The 16,742-nt window shown below is 68.3% G+C and carries 9 protein-coding genes and 2 pseudogenes; 4 read left to right on the top strand and 7 right to left on the bottom strand.

The window, feature by feature from the left end:
- Window positions 1-27 precede the first annotated feature (27 nt).
- Window positions 28-2,856 carry a M4 family metallopeptidase gene (locus ACF1ED_RS03100; RefSeq protein WP_391756810.1) on the top strand — a complete coding sequence of 943 codons (2,829 nt, stop codon included), beginning with the start codon at window positions 28-30 and terminating at the stop codon, window positions 2,854-2,856.
- 104 nt (window positions 2,857-2,960) lie between these two features.
- Here ACF1ED_RS03100 and ACF1ED_RS03095 read toward each other — a convergent pair whose 3' ends face one another.
- On the bottom strand, window positions 2,961-4,097 hold the full coding sequence (locus ACF1ED_RS03095; protein ID WP_391756630.1) for a tyrosine-type recombinase/integrase: 1,137 nt from the start codon (window positions 4,095-4,097) through the stop codon (window positions 2,961-2,963).
- 585 nt (window positions 4,098-4,682) lie between these two features.
- Here ACF1ED_RS03095 and ACF1ED_RS03090 point away from each other — a divergent pair.
- Window positions 4,683-4,823: pseudogene (locus ACF1ED_RS03090) on the top strand (hypothetical protein); the annotation flags it as partial.
- A 330-nt stretch (window positions 4,824-5,153) separates the two neighbouring features.
- The gene (locus tag ACF1ED_RS03085; protein WP_391756809.1) at window positions 5,154-5,978 is read left to right on the top strand and encodes a DUF427 domain-containing protein; all 825 of its coding nucleotides are present in this window, start codon (window positions 5,154-5,156) and stop codon (window positions 5,976-5,978) included.
- 202 nt (window positions 5,979-6,180) lie between these two features.
- Here the strand turns inward: ACF1ED_RS03085 and ACF1ED_RS03080 are convergent.
- The 6 genes and pseudogenes from ACF1ED_RS03080 to ACF1ED_RS03055 form a co-directional block, all read right to left on the bottom strand.
- Window positions 6,181-6,978 (bottom strand): annotated as a pseudogene (locus tag ACF1ED_RS03080) (IS5 family transposase).
- A gap of 466 nt (window positions 6,979-7,444) precedes the next feature.
- The gene (locus tag ACF1ED_RS03075; RefSeq protein ID WP_391756629.1) at window positions 7,445-10,192 is read right to left on the bottom strand and encodes a KGGVGR-motif variant AAA ATPase; all 2,748 of its coding nucleotides are present in this window, start codon (window positions 10,190-10,192) and stop codon (window positions 7,445-7,447) included.
- A gap of 12 nt (window positions 10,193-10,204) precedes the next feature.
- A complete protein-coding gene (locus ACF1ED_RS03070) occupies window positions 10,205-10,618 on the bottom strand; it encodes a hypothetical protein (protein ID WP_391756628.1) in 414 nt (137 codons plus the stop codon).
- Window positions 10,619-11,113: 495 nt separating this feature from the next.
- Window positions 11,114-12,139, bottom strand: a complete 1,026-nt coding sequence (locus tag ACF1ED_RS03065; RefSeq protein ID WP_391756627.1) for a tyrosine-type recombinase/integrase — start codon at window positions 12,137-12,139, stop codon at window positions 11,114-11,116.
- A 428-nt stretch (window positions 12,140-12,567) separates the two neighbouring features.
- On the bottom strand, window positions 12,568-14,040 hold the full coding sequence (locus ACF1ED_RS03060) for a non-reducing end alpha-L-arabinofuranosidase family hydrolase (protein WP_391756626.1): 1,473 nt from the start codon (window positions 14,038-14,040) through the stop codon (window positions 12,568-12,570).
- On the bottom strand, window positions 14,040-14,687 hold the full coding sequence (locus ACF1ED_RS03055) for a cupin (RefSeq protein WP_391756625.1): 648 nt from the start codon (window positions 14,685-14,687) through the stop codon (window positions 14,040-14,042). The genes ACF1ED_RS03060 and ACF1ED_RS03055 overlap by 1 nt, the downstream gene beginning before the upstream one ends.
- Before the next feature lie 975 nt (window positions 14,688-15,662).
- Here ACF1ED_RS03055 and ACF1ED_RS03050 point away from each other — a divergent pair.
- On the top strand, window positions 15,663-16,676 hold the full coding sequence (locus tag ACF1ED_RS03050; protein WP_391756624.1) for a LacI family DNA-binding transcriptional regulator: 1,014 nt from the start codon (window positions 15,663-15,665) through the stop codon (window positions 16,674-16,676).
- Window positions 16,677-16,742 lie beyond the last annotated feature (66 nt).

Here is a 16,742-nt window from a genome sequence, read left to right as displayed (position 1 = left end):
GCCCATTGGAAGAGGGACGTCTTGCCCATTTCACGCACCCGGCCTGGGTACGGCCGCCGCCGCGCGGGCACCGCCGCCGGCTCCGGCATCACCGCCGTGCTCGCTGCGGCCGCCCTGCTGCTGCCCGGCGCCCCGGCCCACGCCGACACGGCTCCGGCGCCCACGAACGAGATACCCGCCACCGCCACCCCGGCGCTCGTCACCGGGCTCGACGAACCCGTGGCCGCCGACGGCAGCGCGGCCGACGCCGCCCGCGGCCACCTCGCCGCCAAGCGGGACCGCTACCACATCCCCGATCCCGGGAAGGACTTGACGGCCGGCAGGACCGACAGCGAGGGTGGCCGCGAGACGGTACGGCTCCGTCAGAACTACCGGGGCGTTCCCGTGCTCGGCGGCGAATACGTCGTCCGCATGGAGAGGAAGGCCGGCAAGCGCACCGTGACCGGCACCTCCGGCCGGTACTTCACACGACTCGACCTGGACACCGTGCAGCCCGAGGTGTCCGAGGCGGTGGCGATCGACCGCGCCGTGGGCGCCGTCGTCTCCCAGCTCGGCGCGGGGCCGCTGACCCGCCCGGCCCAGGACGCCCCGAAGGGCTCCGCCACGCTCACCGGCGAGGCACAGGGGCTCGTCGTTCTGCCTCAGGGGAAGGGCGTGCTCACCCGGCACATCACCGTGACCGGGGTCGGCCCGGCCGACGGGCGGCCGGTGAAGCAGGAGGTCTACGTCGACGCGCGCTCCGGCTTCCCCGTCCTCCAGTACAGCGGGATCAAGAGCTTCGGCGCGACGGGCACGGCGGCCGGCGCCACGACGGACGCGGCCGACGCCTCCGACGCCTCCGGTACGACCGCCCAGCAGCTCGTCGTCAAGGGGGCCGGCACCCGCTACAACGGCGAGAAGACGGAGGTGAACCTGTACCAGGGGACCGACGGCGCCTACCAGATGATCGACTACAGCAAGCGGCCCGCCACCTCCCCGTTCAGCGGCACCCTGCTGGCCACCTACGACGCCCGCGGCCGCGAGGCGTCCTCAGCGTCCGGCACGTGGCCCAGCGGCATCAAGACCTTCCGCTCCACCACCACGGACCTCGGCGCCGAGTTCACCGACTCCGGTGCGATCGACGCCCATTGGGCGGCCGGGAAGGTCTACGACTACTACTTCTCGAAGTTCGGCCGGGACAGCCTCGACGGCAAGGGCGGCTTCGTCAACTCCCTGGTCGGCGTGGTCAACAACGGCCGGCCGTTCAACAACGCCTTCTGGGACGGCCAGAAGATGGTGTACGGCCAGGGCGGCGACGGCTACCACACCTTCTCCGCCGACACCGACGTCGTCGGCCACGAGATGACGCACGGTGTCGTCGAGCACAGCGCGAACCTCGTGTACGTCGGCCAGTCCGGGGCGATCAACGAAGCGGTGGCCGACTACTTCGGCAACGCCATCGACCTGGAGGCCAACGGCGTCCCCATGGACGACCCCGACGCCGCCCTACTCGGCGAGGACCTGTGCACCACGAAGGCCCCCCGCGAGTGCGCCCTGCGCGACCTCGACGACGGCGCGACCACCCAGGACGACTTCGTCGGCGTCACGCTGCGCGGCGACAACGGCGGCGTCCACCTCAACTCCACCATCTTCTCCGGGGCGTTGTGGGACATCCGGCAGAACCTGGGGGCGGACCTCGCCGACCGGATCGTCTACCGGGCCCTGACCGCCTACATGACCCCGCTCGACGGCTTCACCGACGGACGCGCCGCCGTCACGGCCGCCGCCCGCGAGCTGGGCGCCACCAAAGCCCAACTGGCCGTCGTCGAGGACGCTTTCACGGAGCACGGCATCATCGACGGCTGGGAGAAGGGACTCGGCATCGACGCCGACACCCTGATCCCGGACGTCAACATCACCGGCACCGGGGTCGGCGCGGGCAAGGGCTGGTACGCCGTCTCCCGCTCCGGCGCGGACGGCAGCGAACCCTACTCGGTGTGGGCCGGCCGCACCGACGGCAAGGGGGCGCCGCAGCTCGTCAGCGGCAACACGGGCAACTACGCCGTGTACGCGGACACCGACGGCACCACCGTCGCCTGGGCAGAGTACGGCCCCCAGTCGATCGCCATCAAGGTCCGCCCCCTCGCCGGCGGTCTGGAGCGGACCGTAGGGGCCTCCGGCACGGCCCTCACCTCGCTGGCCGTCGACGGCGACCACGTCGTCTACTCCCTGATCGACCCGTACACCGGCGGTGAGCACGTGGCCTATATCGACCTGCGGTCGGGCACCACCGGCTTCGTCGACAACGCCGACCACGCCCTGTCCACCGCCCTGCCCTCCGTCCGGAACGGAAAGATCGCGTACGCCAAGATGTGGCCGGAGCGCGACGGCTACCGCCTGGGCGCGGAGGTCTTCGACACGGCGACCGGTACCAAGACCCTGCTTCCGGGCGACCCCGCCGAGACGATGGGTGTGGGTCAGACCGCCGTCACGGACGACGGCGTCCTCTGGCTGCGGGACGTCGACGTCCAGGACGGCGGAAAGGCCTCCCTGGAGCGTGTGAACACCGACGGCTCGAACCCCGTCACCGTCCTGCCCGAGGCGGGCGAAGGCTCCCTCTACGGCTACTCCCTCACGGCCTCGGACGACGCGGTCACCGTCGTGTCGATGCCACCGGCCACCTCCTGGAGCAACGCCACGCTCCCGAAGCTCTTCCAGGTGGCCCCCGACGGCAAGGGCGGCCCGAAGCGGGTCTCCTGCGGCCGCGGCGACCAGATCTTCCCGGCCGCCGACACCGGCAAGCGAGTGCTCTGGCTCGACGGCACGACCGGCGCGACGAACCTCGTCACCCGCGCACGCCCGGCCGGCACGTGCTGAACCGATACGCCGCGCCATAGCCACCGACGGGCGGGCGGGACGGGGCGATCTCCCGGCCCTGCCCGCCCTGCGGCGATACCTACTGTTCCCTCTGGGGGCAGACATCAGGCTGCTTCCCAGAGGCCGGCGTCGAGGATCCGGGCGGCCTTGGTGATGCTGCCCGGCATCAGATGCCGGTAGGTCCGGTACGTCTCCTCGATGGACTTGTGGCCCATCCACTCCGCGACGTCGGTGATGGGGATGCCGTTGCCGAGGGCGTTGGAGGCGAAGTAGTGGCGGAAGCCGTACATCCCCACCCCCTCCTCCGGCGGAAGGCCCGCGAAGAGCCTCCTCACCCGCCGCCGCTCCATGCCCTCGGTGAAGTAGCCGCCCGGGCCTCGCAGCAGGTATCCGTCCCCTGTTGTGCCGTACTTCTCCGCGTACCGCTCGATCGCCTCCCGCACCGACCGCGGAAGCGGCACCTCCCGGAACTCCCCCGCCTTGCGGTGCTTCAGCTTCGCCGGCCTCAACGTGTTCGAATGGATCTGCTCCCGCACCCGGTACACGTCCTGCGCCACGACATTGTTGACGTTCACCGCCCGCGCCTCACCATTGCGCAGACCACAGCCGGCCATTATGACGATCTCCAGCGCCAGGTCCTCGTCTGCGACCGCCAGAGCCTTTTTCACGTAGGCGAGCGACGGAATGACCACCTGCTCACGCACGTATTCGGGATCCTGGACCCCCTTCACCGGATCGTCCGCCATGGCCCCCTTGGCGTACGCGTCCCGAAGGATCGTCTTCAGGACCCGGAATATGTTCACCTGGTTCCCTCGGCCGACCCCGTCGCTCTCCATCTCGTCCAGGAAGCGCTCGACCACCATGGGCGTGACCGAGTTCAGCTTCCGCGCCCCCAGACGCGGGACGATATGCACGTTGATCGAACTGTCGACATGCTCTCCCGTGGAGTAGTCCGTCATCCGGCGCTGCCTGGGCCGCCACTGCTTCGCGTACTCCTCCACCGTCAGCTGCCCCAGTTCCCGGCGGGCCACCGCCACCGAAGGCGCCGTGGTCTTCTTCTCCGCGTAGAGCTGTGTGAGGCGTTCGATCGCGTCGTCCTGCGTGCCGTATCCGGATTCCTCGCGCTGCTTGCCGAGCGCGTCCCGGAAGCGAATCGAGTACGGATGAGGGCAGCGGGTGGGCTTCGCGCAGCCGCAGTCCTTGAAGAAGGACCCCATGCCGCGGGCGAGCTGTCGGGCCATGTCACGCACCATCCGTTCCAGCCCAAGAACCTGCTCAGGCGCCGCACTGTCGGTCGCAGGTCAGCAAGCGGGGACACGTGCGGGACGCATGCTGACCGTTTGCTGACCTGAGGGGGCACATGATGCCCCTGACCTGCGGCGACGCCAAACAGTCAGATCTTGGACTTGAACAGAGTGCGCAGCACTGTGAACTCCTCTGGGACGGCTCCCTGCCTGCTTCGTGCAGGTCAAGGGCGGTCGCGACTCTACACCGGCACGCGCCGAACGATGTTTGTGAGGAACATCGCTCCTGCCAGGTGAGACGGCTCCCCACCTGGGCTTTCGCGCCGCCGCAAAGCCCCGTTCAGGCATTCCTCGGGAAAGGTCGGCGACTCATGCTGACCCGATGCTGACTTACCTGACGATCTATCAACGGTGTGGGAAACCCCTCCCCACACCTCACGGAGGACGGCTTCGCACCCGGAGGCCTCGCGAGCAGGAAGCGCGGTACAGCCCGTGCCAGTCCCGAGGCGCACCGGCCGCTTCGGCGCTGGAGCGAATGCGCGTACGGGCCTACCTACTGACGTTGCTGCAAGCGCGGGGCCGATGCAGGGCGCACTCCTCGCGGCCCTGCCCCGCCCGATGACTCTCGGCAGGATGGACCTCGCGGACGGCACCTTTGCGACCGGCTTCCTCTGCGAACCGCAGGCTCTCGAAGGCGCCCGCGAGATCACCTCCTACGGCAGTTGGCGCGCGGCCCTCCCTCCTTCGCTCGTGGTAGCCGGGACGGGGGTAGCGGGAGACCCGCGCCGGTCAACGCGCCCCCGCGGGTGGCGCGCCGGATGTCACGTTCGCCGTGCGTCCACTCCGGCCTCGACTTCGCCGTGTGCTTGCAGCAGCGCACCGCGATGGCCACGCACCGGTCCCAGGGACGCTTTCGAAGTGCCGGCAGGAGCGCCGGCGGGCCGTTTGCCATCGGCCGGGATCCGGAGCAGCGTGGACCATACCGGCTGCCACCCTTACCGCGACGCGGGTCCAGACAACCCGTGGCAGGAACCGGAGCGAGAGGAGAGACCGGTGACCGCACCGAAGTCCGGCCCGGAAGCCGTGCCCGTCGTACGCCGCCGGGAGAAGTCCGACAGCGTCTTCTGGGAGCCGGCGGAGCGCTGGGTGCGTGCGACGGCGGGGGAGCTCACGATCGTGGACAGCCGTAGACCGGTTCTCGTGTGGGAGCCCGGTCGCCCCGTCCCCCTCTACGCGTTCCCGACCAGGGATGTCCGGACGGACTTGCTGCGGCGGACGGAGCGGCCCGCCAGTCTGCGGCGTCACGCGGGAGCGACGGTCTTCTACGACCTCGTGCTCCCCGACCGGACCGTGGGGGCGGCGGCCTGGACCTACCCCGGAGAGGAGCTGGCCGACCACATCAGCTTCGAATGGTTCGGGCGCGACGTTCTCGACCACTGGTACGAGGAGGACGAAGAGATCTTCGTGCACCCGCGCGACCCGCACAAGCGGGTGGACGCCCTGCCCAGCAGTCGACACGTCCAGGTCGAGATCGCGGGCACGGTCGTCGCGGACACGCACACGCCGGTTCTGCTCTTCGAGACGGGCCTGCCGGTGCGCTTCTACTTCCCGAGGGAGGACGTCCGCCTCGACCTCTTCACCCGTACCGACGGGCATACCCGCTGTCCGTACAAGGGTTTGGCGAGCGAGTACTGGTCCTGGGCCGGCGACGCCGACGTGCGACCCGACATCGCCTGGAGCTACCCCGACCCCCTGCCCTCCGTAGAGATCATCAAAGACCGGGTGGCCTTCTACGACGAGTCCGTCGACGTCGACGTCGACGTCGACGGAGTACGGCGGGAACGACCGGTCACGTTCTTCAGTCGGCCGTCACGGTAGGTCCCCACAGGGCCTCGCCGCCGGATGGCGAGAGTCATCGGAGACCCGGCTCGCCATCCTCGAGGACGGGCGGGCGGCCCGGGCGATTCCCGACCCGCGCCGCCCGACGACGTACACGCGTGCCACCCCTCGGGGCGCCGGCTGTCGGGGAAGTCAGCTGTACAGCCGAGCGGGATCGCCCCCTAGGTTCTGTCGTCAAATGTCAGGCCCACATCAGGGGTGAGGCGAGGGTGACGGCTGCTTCGTAGGACTGGGCGGTCTTGTCGTATCGGATGGCGATCCCTCGCCATTGCTTGAGACGGTTGAAGCACCGTTCCACGACGTTGCGGTGTTTGTATGCCTCGCGGTCGAAGGCCGGCGGGCGGCCTCCGTGGCTGCCGCGCCGGGCCCGGTTGCGGGATGCCGTGGCGGCGGAGCCAGGAGCGGATCGCCTTCGAGCTGTAGCCCTTGTCGCCCAGGACGTGATCAGGCCGGACGCCGGGCCGTCCGGGGCCGATCCGAGGCACTCGGATGGCTTCCATCACGGCGGTGAATTGGGTGCAGGCGTCGGTGTGGCCGCCGGTGACGACGAAGGCGAGCGGACAGCCCCGGCCGTCGCAGGCCAGGTGAATCTTGCTGGTCAGCCCGCCTCTGGACCGTCCGAGCGCCGGGTCACGGAGCCCCCTTTTCGGGCTCCGGCCGCATGCTGGTGGGCACGGACGACTGTGGAGTCCACCGAGACGAGCCATTCGATGTCGCCCGCCGCGTCCGCCTTGGCCTGGGCGGCCTGGAGCATCCGGTCGAACGTGCCGTCCGCCGCCCACCTGCGGAAACGCGTGTGGAGCGTTACCCATGGGCCGTATCGCTCGGGCACGTCCCGCCAGGCCGTCCCGGTCCGGAACTTCCACACGATCCCGTTCAGGACCCTGCGGTCGTCCAGCCGCTTCCCCCCGCGCAACGACTCGGGCAGCAACGGCCGGACGAACTCCCACTCGGCATCCGACAGTTCATGGCGACGTATCACACCACCATGATCCACCAGGCAAGATCGTTTGAAGACATCGCCTAGCCAGTGGCCGCCAGCCCCGCCAGTGATTGTCAGGCGTATGGAACGGCCCTTCGGTACGAGCGAAGGGCACGGACTTGAGGTGTCCTCGCCACGCCCGGGACCGGGCCCACGGAGACCGCTTCACCGAAAGCAGCGTCGTCAATACTGGCCGTAATGGCGTACGCGCCCGTGCGCAGCAGAGCAACGGGCCGAATCAAGGCAGCATGACTGCATGATCTCCGCACGCTTCGCCGGCCCCCGCGGCATTCACTACCACGCGAGCCGCTCCGACCGCCGCGACCTCCAATCGACCCCGAGGGATCCCAACGCAAACTCGAGGCCGCATCAGATGACTCCGATACGGCCTGTGATCTACGACTCTTTCGACTCGCGATGACAGGACTCGAACCTGCGCTCCACCGCCATCGCCTGAGGCCTGCTACCAGAGCACCCGTGCACGGCGCTCACTGTTGAAGCCAAGACCATGTCGATAGATCTCCGGCACCCAGTAGCGCCCGTCGGCCCCCTTACTGAAGACCCCGGATTCAATCAGCAGGTCCGCATCCGTCACAGTCAACTCGACCTGCTCGAGGTCGAACGGAACCAGAACAGAGTGACCGAGGCCCTGCATGTGCACCAGCAGCCTCCCGATCTCCTTGTTCTCCTCCCCCACCGAAATGATCTTGTTCTTGCTGCACTCCAGCAAGGCCTTGCGCATGGCAGTGGGGACGAGCACACGGTCGTCCACGGTGTCGTTGTACTGCTCAGAATTCTTGGCTGCTGTTGCGAGGAACATCACTACATCGCGCGCCTGCACTTGGCCGTTGAAGTCGCCCAGGGCTGCAGGGACCCACAGGTGGGAGCGCGCCTCTCGGGACTTCGCGCTGCCCATCTTCCAGCCCCATACCTGGATGAGGCTGTTGATCAAATCATCCGTCGAAAGATCGGTGATCCCAGAGAGCGGAACAAATTCGGGCAGTGCATCGGCGTGCGCAGTCACCCACAAGGCAAGACGCAGGGCCTCTTCCTTGCTCCAATGCAGGGCATAGTGATCGTACCGGCCCAGGAGCTGGCCGCTGTTCTGCCGAACGGCGCCGGTGACCAGGTCACGCCGGACGAAGACCACAAGGCCGAAGGGGCGGCCGCGCAGGGAGCGGAGCCATCCAAGGACGTCGATCAGCAGAACCCTTAGGGCGGTGCGCTTTGTGTCACTGTCCAGGTTCTGCATGAGATCCTCGAGGCCGTCGATCACGAAGACCGCCTTGGCCCGGCGGCCAAGCTCGATCAATGCCTCTTCTGAAGTTCGCTGCTCCGAAACTTCCAGTCCGCAGGCCATGGCCAGGCATTCCAGCCACAGGCTCCGCCAACCGAGTTCATCCTGACCACCGAGCCTGCCCAGACCGGCTTTGAGCCGGTCCGAGATGGTGGAGCTGGTGACATTCCGCAGCGGCTCGCCACCGTTCGCCGACGCGAAAGCGTCACGTAGGTCTTGCGGCTGAAGATCTCCGTATTCCAGGTTTGCTGACTCCAGGACAGGAACGATGGGCGCTTCGACGGTGACGCCTCTGACCCCGGACTGCTCGGCGAACGTCTGCCACGTACGCGCGGCGCAGGCCTTCGCGTACATGAAGGTCTTACCCGCCCCCTTCGCACCCACGACGAGGGCCTGCGGCAGCTCGGTCCGGTGATCGGCGAGTAGGCGTCGGAGCGGTTCCGTCACGAGGAAGCCGCCGGCCGAGGACAGGCCGCTCTGCTCCGCATAGACGAGGTTGCCTGCAGTTCGTGCGAGGTTGCGGCGCAACTGACCGTAGTCCACCGCCATCCCCGGGGCGGCCTCAGCCGTGGTGTGGGCTGCAGGAACCGGGAGCAGGGACTCGAGTCCGTCAGCGACTCCACATGACGAGATCACGTCCAGCACTTCGTCCCAGGAGGACGGGAGCGCAAGCAGTTCCTCTCTGAAGGGGCTCAGCACCGGCTGTGCGAGTAGGGCGACATCGACGGATTCCGTGTCATCTCTGTCGGTCTCCACCGGACCATGGAGAGCCGACCCCAAAGCGGCCGAGAGCATGCTGCGGGCAGCATCGGCCTGAGCCGTGTGAGTGTCCATCCGGTACTGAGTGACGATGACCGACGTTGCAGGGTCGGTCCCTTGAACGGTGGGCGCCTTTCGACCAAGTTGTTGAACCAGCAGCTCCGTTCCGGCGAGGGATTGATGACTCAGCGTGGTCACAAACACTCGCTGGACCCTGGGGTCGAGAAGCACGGGTGCGGAAAGTTCAGAGGCACCAGCTCTGAGGTCGATGACCACCGTGTCTGCTCCGAGTCGGGCGCCCAAAGCGGCCAACGCCTCTGTCACGAAGTACACAGATCGCCCGGGGGTAAGCAGGTCCGCAGGCTCGATTCGCGGTGGAGCCAACGTCACACGGCGACTCGACGGCATGACGGTGATACTCCCGCCACTGGCATAGTGGCCAGCCTGTTGATTGGGCAGGTAGGCGGCTGCGATGTCGACGGCTGCCGCGAATTCGCTGTTCTCGTCACCCTGGAGAAGGGTGATGAAGTCCTCGTAGGTGAAGTCGCACTGGCCGCCCTGCTCCTTGTGCATCCAGGTGATGCCAGGAGCCTCCAGGTCGGCGTCAATCAGCAGGACCTTCCCACCGCTCCGCGCCAGCCTGTCAGCGACTGCCACCGCGTGTACGGTGCGTCCGACACCTCCCTTGAATGAGTGGAACGCCATGAGCTGCACATCGTCGGCAAAGGTTGGCGTGTCAGGGCGGTGCAGAGGTTCTGCCAGCTGACGAGTGATGTGCTTCTCCCGAAGCAGCGGGACTCGCCTCCTCGCTGCGCCGCCGGGCGGCTCAGCTTTCACGCTCAGTTCAACTCGCAGCCCGGTGAGCTCAACGGTTCGGGGGTCGTCAAGGCCTAGCAACAGGTCACCGTCAACCCACGCGGCTGACCCCGTGCCGAACACTTCGTCCAGCCAGCCCTTCACCGTGTTGAGCTCGACAGAGCTCTTGGTGACCAATTCCAGAGAATCCCACCAGCCGTCGACGGCGACGAGCCAGTCGGGCCACTCCCCGGCCAAAGCCAGCCTGGTCAGATGCTCATCCACATCCACCCAGCTGAAGAGGTGGCCCGGAGGCACGATTCCGCTGTCCATGATCTCCAGCTGTCCAAGTTCTGCCACGACTCGGTCCCCTCAGTCCTGCTCGCACCATGAGATGAGCTCATCCAGCAGGCCACGGGCCTTCTTCTCGTCCTCGACATGCAGTTTCACACCATAACGCCAGGCCTGATGCAGGTCCGCTAGGGCCACATTCACACCAGGCTGACCGGCAGTGCGACAGTTCTTCATCCCCTTCAGCGCAGCTCCGAGATGCCGCGGCAAGCCCAGATCCTTTGCCAGCTTCCAGAGGTCGTGTGTCGGCTCGAGATGCGAGGTGTCCCGGAGGCCTCGGCGTGCCAGCACCCTCTCCTTGAGCGCGCACTCCGCTGCATAGAACAGAAGGAGACATGAGGTGACTGTGTCCCCGCCGTCCGCCACCTTGCCCGCGCTGTCCCGCAACTGCATCCGTCGTTTGCGGAGTGCGGCCACCCCCACGTGAAGCACCATGTGGCACATCATCGCACCGCCATTGGGTGACCATCGCGCGATGTGATCAAACGTCTGAAACACTCGCATGCGCCCTGAGCTGACACATCGCCACCAAGTAGGCTGAGGCCTGACGGGGTCTCCTCGAACATCGTCCTGATCCGGCCCCGGTGGGCGGAATCAAACCAGGCTCGTGCTCGAGGACCAAGCCAGTAGGTCGACGAGCGAGATCAAGCCACCGACGTTACAGGCCCAGCGCACGACCGCCGGGTCGAGATCCGGACCGTTTCCGGACCAGACCCAGCAAGAAGGGGGCGCGCCGGCTGTTGTTCTTCCTGGCCAGCATGGGTGCAGCTGCTGTACCACCAGGAGACGAAGAACCTGTTGTTCCCTCAGTTCCGGAGATCAGGCTGCTTCCCGGAGGCCGGCGTCCAGGATCCGGGCGGCCTTGGTGAGGCTGCCCGGCATCAGGTGCCGGTAGGTCCGGTACGTCTCCTCGATGGACTTGTGACCCATCTACTCCGCCACGTCGGTAATCGGGATTCCGCTTCCGAGAGCGTTGGATGCGAGGTAGTGCCGAAAGCCGTACATCCCGACACCTTCCTCCGGTGGCAGGTCTTTGAAGAGCTTCTTCACGCGCCGCCTCTCCATGCCCTCGGTGAAGTAGCCGCCCGGGCCGCGCAGCAGGTAGCCGCCCTTCGTGGTGCCGTGCCTGGCCTCGTACCGCTCGATCGCCTCCCGCACCGACCGCGGCAACGGCACCTCACGGAACTCCCCCGCCTTGCGGTGCTTCAGCTTCGCCGGCTTCAGCGTGTTGGAGTGGATCTGCTCGCGCACCCGGTAGACGTCCTGGGCCACGACGTTGTTCACGTTGACGGCCCGCGTCTCGCCGTTGCGCAGACCACAGCCGGCCATCATGACGATCTCCAGCGCCAAGTCCTCGTCAGCGACCGTCAGCGCCTTCTTCACGTAGGCAAGCGACGGAATGACCACCTGCTCACGCACGTACTCCGGCTCCTGAACCCCCTTCACCGGATCGTCGACCATGGCACCCTTGGCATACGCGTCCCGCAGGATCGTTTTCAGGCCCCGGAAGATGTTCACCTGGTTTCCGCGGCCCACCCCGTCGCTCTCCATCGCGTCCAGGAACCGCTCGACCACCATCGGCGTGACCGAGTTCAGCTTCCTCGACCCCAGACGCGGGACGATATGAACGTTGATCGAACTGTCGACGTGCTCGCCCGTGGAGTAGTCCGTCATCCTGCGCTGCCGGGGCCGCCACTGCTTCGCGTACTCCTCCACCGTCAGCTGCCCCAACTCACGTCGGGCCGCCGCCACCGACGGCGCCGTGGTCTTCTTCTCCGCATACAGCTGCGTGAGCCGTTCGATCGCGTCGTCCTGCGTGCCGTATCCGGACTCCTCGCGCTGCTTGCCGAGCGCGTCGCGGAAGCGGATCGAGTACGGGTGAGGGCAGCGGGTGGGCTTCGCGCAGCCGCAGTCCTTGAAGAAGGACCCCATGCCGCGGGCGAGCTGTCGGGCCATGTCACGCACCATCCGTTCCAGCCCAAAAACCTGCTCAGGCACCGCACTGTCAGTCGCAAGCCAGCAAGCCGGGACACGTCAGGGACGCATGCTGACCGTTTGCTGACCCGAGGGGGCGCATGATGCCCCTGACCAGTGGCGACGCCGAAGAGCCAGATCTTGGACCCGAACAGAGTGCGCAGCACTGTGCACTCCTCCGGGACGGCTCCCTGCCTGCGCTTTCCCTTCGCCCAGGCGTCTGCTCGGACGATCGCCCCGGAACGCGCGGGGACTCATGCCGACCGGATGCCGACCGGCCTGCCTCGGCGCCGGCCGCGTCGGGTTCACAGGGTGTGCGGAGGAGAGCCGCCGGGCGTCTCCGCGCGCCGTACGTGCGGCGGTCCGCCTCCGACCGGTTGACCGGTGGGAGGCGGGCCGCTGTCACGTCGTCAGCGCTGCAGGGTCAGCAGGCCCGGCCGGTAGGGCCACTGGCCGTAGTCGCCGCCGGAGTTGGGATCGCGCCCCTGGTAGAGGAACCGCAGGGCGCACGGGTCGACGGGCATGGTCTGGTCGTTGGTGGCGCGGACCAGTTCGCCGTGGCTGATGTCGTTGGTCCAGGTGGCGCCGCTGTTGGCCTTCCCGGCGAAGGGGTTGCTCTCGGTCGCGGCCTGGGGCGTCCAGGTGCCGTTCAGGCTGGTGGCCGTGAACGAGCGGAAGTACCGGCCCTGGGAGCCGATCGCCTCGACGATCATGAGGTAGCGGTCCTGGCCCTGGAGCTTGTAGACCTGCGGGGCTTCGAAGAGGTTGTTCGTCGTGTCGGTCATGACCGTCGTGTACGACGAGCCGAAGCTGCCCGGGAAGTTCCCGATCGGCATGCTCGCCCGGTAGATCTTGCCGTTGTCACCGGCGAAGAACAGGTACATGTTCGTGCCGTCACCGATGAGCGTCTGGTCGATGGGGCCCGTGCCGGAGCCGGTGATGGTGCCGGAGAAGAGCTCCTGCTCCGCCGACCAGCCGTTCGGGTTGGCGGGGTCGGTCGAGGTGCGGTAGGAGAAGGCGGTCCTGCCCCACTGGTAGGCGAGCACCCAGATGTTCTTGGGCGCGAAGTAGAAGAGCGTGGGCGCGACGACGGAGTTCGTCATCGTGTTCTGGCCGGTCGTGGCCATCTGCGACCAGTCGGTGAACGGGGTGAAGTTCATCGAGCCCCAGCCTGCTCCCGTGCCCGCGGCGCCGTGCGTCGTCGCGTAGACGAGGTGCTTGCCGTTGTACGGGGCGATGGTGAAGTCCTTGAGGGAGGCCCAGCCCGCCTTGGGCTGCGCCAGGGCGCCCGTCGACGACCAGCGGTACGTCGAAGGGAGCGCGCAGGTGCCGGGGGTGCCGGCGCCGACCTTGACGAGCTGCCACTGCTGGTTGGCGCCGCCCCAGTCGTCGTACTGGACGATGTTCGCGCCGTCGGCCGTGGAAGCGCCCTGCGCTTCGAGTGCCTTGCCGCTGTGGCGGGCGACGAGCCGCACGTGGCCGTCGGCGCTGTCGGCGAGTCGCCACTGCTGGTTGGTGCCGTTCGCGTCGGACCACTGGACGATCGCCGCGCCGTTGGCGGTGGACGCGCCCTGGACGTCGAGGACCTTGCCGGAGTGGCGGGACTTCACGCGGTAGTAGCCGCCGCCGGAGTCGACGAACTGCCACTGCTGCTGGTTCTGGTCGTTCCTGCTCCACTGGGTGATCCGTGCGCCGTCGCTGGTCGACAGGTTGTAGACGTCGAGGGCCTTGCCGCTGTTGCGGTTGACCAGCACGTACCAGGCGTTGGTGTCGACGGTCGCCGCGGCGGCGGGCTGGGCGCCGAGGAGGGACGCCCCGAGCAGCAGGGACGACAGGACCGCGAGGACAAGGCTCAGGACGAGGGGTGGATGGCGGAAGCGCATCAGGAGAGCTCCTTCGGAGGACGGGGGCGGGGTGATCCCGACGGGTCGGGGAGGGAGTAGGGGTGGAGGAGGCCGCACGTGCCGAAGCGGGGGCGCTCCGGGCGTTCGAGGCGCGACACCGCGCCGTGGCCGAGGTGGGTGAGGTCTCCGGCCCTCAGCCGTTCCGGCTGGTGGCCGGTCGTGCGGGCCGCTGCCAGGGGGCCACGACGCCAGCGGGTCTCCCGTGCGTCCAGGAGTTCGCGCTTCAGGCGGTGGGCCGCACTGTGGAACTCCGGCAGCCCGCCTGCCCGCAAGGCCAGGAAGCCTTCGAGGGCCAGGTCTCGGCGGCGGCGTGCCGCCGCGGCACGGTCGCCGGTGAGGGCGGTGGCCGCGTGGTAGGCGTCGGGGTCGGCGAGCACGGGTGCGGGGAAGGTGAGGATGGCGTCACCCGCCTCGGGGGGTCCGCTGTTCTGCGTGAGCACCACGAGGCGCAGGCCACCGGCGTTGACGAGGCGGTGGATCGTGCCGGGGGTGAACCGGACGACGCCGCCGGGGTGCAGCGGGGTCTCGGCGAAGCCGGTGGTGGTGAGCGTCTGGACGCTTCGATGCCTTCCCGGCGGTAGAACTTCGCGTACCGCACGAGGTGGTTCGCGTAGGCCTGGCGCCATTCGGGCCGGAGCTCGCCGCCGTCGTTCTCGCTCCCGTCGGTCTTCATGAAGGCCGGGGCGCTCCAGGCGTCGGCGAAGAACCGTTTCACGCCGTAGGCCTCGGCCTCCTTGGCGAGCCAGACCTGGCCGCCGTCCCAGACATCCCAGACATCCCAGATGTCCCAGACGTACGTCGGCGTGGCGTCCGGGCCGCCGGGGTCGGCCGGCAGGATCGTCGGCATGTGGTCGTAGACCCTGTCGGCCGACGAGCCGACGCCGAGGCGCAGGATCGAGAGGCCCGCGCCCTTGTCCTTGCTGAGCAGCAGGTCGAGCACCTCGCGCCGCTTGGCGGGGCCGAGGCCGCGTGCGCCGTGGAGCAGGTCGGCGCGCTGGAAGGCCATCGAGAAGCCGAAGCCGTCGATGGGCTGGAGGTCGGTGCGGAAGTCGACGGTGGGGCGTACGAGCTCGGCCCCGGCTCATACGGGCTCGGCCGCGGGTGGCACGGGCTCGGCCGCAGGTGGCGCGGGCTCGGCCGTCGCATGGATTGTTAGCGCTAACAACATGACGTCCGTCAGGGCTGTCAGACGTTTCACGGGGTCTCCTCGGAACGGTGGAACACGGGGCGGGTCAGCATGTCGTGGCGCCCGCGGCGAGGCCGCCCCTCGCCGGAACCCCCGCCGCAGGCCGCGGCCGGCGGGACGGACAGGGTGGTCAGGCCCGAGATCGCGAGGAAGCTTCGTCGGCTCGGGTGGACGCAGGCCATGGGACCTCCGGGGATGAGGGTTGCCGATTCGAGCCCGAAAACTTTTCGTAACACTCTCAAACTCCGTGAGGCCACAAACTAGGAACGAGGGACCTCCCGGTCAAGACTTCTCACCGAACTCCCTTGAAAAACAGGAGCTTTCCAGGGTTGACAAGCCGGTCACACGATCCGAAACTCTTCGAAATGTTTGCGGTACACGGCGTCGACCGATGCGTCCGGGCAGAGGAGAGAAGTTGAGCGAGCAGCGCCCGACCCTGGCCGTCATCGCCGCGGAGGCAGGCGTCTCCCAGGCCACCGTCTCCAAGGTGATCAACGGCCGCTCCGATGTCGCGCCGTCGACGCGCGAACGGATCGAGGCCCTGCTGCGGTCCCGCAACTACCTTCCCCCGGGCCGCCAGGCCAGGGCCCGCAGGTCGGGGCTGGTCGACCTGATCCTCGGCGGTCTGGACAGCGCGTGGGCGGTGGAGATCCTGCGCGGCGTCGAGGCCGAGTGCGCCCGGCGGAGCGTCGGCACCGTCGTCTCGCTCGTCCCGCCGGGCGAGGCCACGCCGTCCAGCTGGGCCGCGCTGCCGGTCCTGCACCACAGCGACGGCGTCATCCTCGTCACCTCCTCGGTCACCCGGGCCCAGCGCGACCAGGTCGAACGGGCCGGGGTGGCGCTGGTCGTCATCGACCCGATCGACCTGCCGGACAAGGGCGTGCCGAGCATCGGCGCGACCAACTGGGCCGGCGGCCTCGCCGCCACCGAGCACCTGCTGGAGCTCGGGCACCGCCGGATCGCCGCGATCGGCGGGCGCAAGGAGATGCTCTGCAGCCAGGCCCGCATCGACGGGTACCGGGCGGCGCTGGAGCGAGCCGGGGTCGAGGTCGACCGCGACCTGATCCGCTTCGGCGACTTCCAGCACGAGGGCGGGTTCCGGCGCGCCCAGGAACTGCTCGCCCTCCCCGACCCGCCGACGGCGATCTTCGCCGGCAGCGACCAGCAGGCGATGGGCGTCTACGAAGCCGCGCGGCAGGCCGGGTTAAGCGTCCCGGAGGACCTGAGCGTGGTCGGCTTCGACGACCTGCCGATGTGCGACTGGCTGTCGCCGCCGCTGACGACGGTCCGCCAGCCGCTGGAGGAGATGGGCCGGCTCGCCGCCCGCGCCCTGTTCCAGCTTCTGGAGGACCAGCCGCTGGTCAGCCCCCGGATGGAGCTGTCGACCGAGCTCAAGGTCCGGCTCTCCACCGCCACGCCCCGGTGCTAGGAGAACCCCTTGACCGATTCCTGGCGTGGCCCCCTCCTGCCCGCGTCCGAGCGCGTCGCCGATCTC

This window comes from Streptomyces sp. NPDC014656 (assembly GCF_043084305.1).
Classification (GTDB): domain Bacteria; phylum Actinomycetota; class Actinomycetes; order Streptomycetales; family Streptomycetaceae; genus Streptomyces.
Note: the sequence above shows the minus strand (reverse complement) of the source record. Positions and strands in the feature narration are given on the sequence as shown.

What these genes read in the sequence shown, in the direction of transcription:
- ACF1ED_RS03095 (WP_391756630.1), bottom strand. Translation starts at nt 4,097, where the DNA reads ATGGCCCGACAGCTCGCCCGCGGCATGGGGTCCTTCTTCAAGGACTGC.
- ACF1ED_RS03070 (WP_391756628.1), bottom strand. Translation starts at nt 10,618, where the DNA reads ATGGTGCTTCACGTGGGGGTGGCCGCACTCCGCAAACGACGGATGCAG.
- ACF1ED_RS03065 (WP_391756627.1), bottom strand. Translation starts at nt 12,139, where the DNA reads ATGGCCCGACAGCTCGCCCGCGGCATGGGGTCCTTCTTCAAGGACTGC.
- ACF1ED_RS03060 (WP_391756626.1), bottom strand. Translation starts at nt 14,040, where the DNA reads ATGCGCTTCCGCCATCCACCCCTCGTCCTGAGCCTTGTCCTCGCGGTC.
- ACF1ED_RS03055 (WP_391756625.1), bottom strand. Translation starts at nt 14,687, where the DNA reads ATGGCGCCAGGCCTACGCGAACCACCTCGTGCGGTACGCGAAGTTCTA.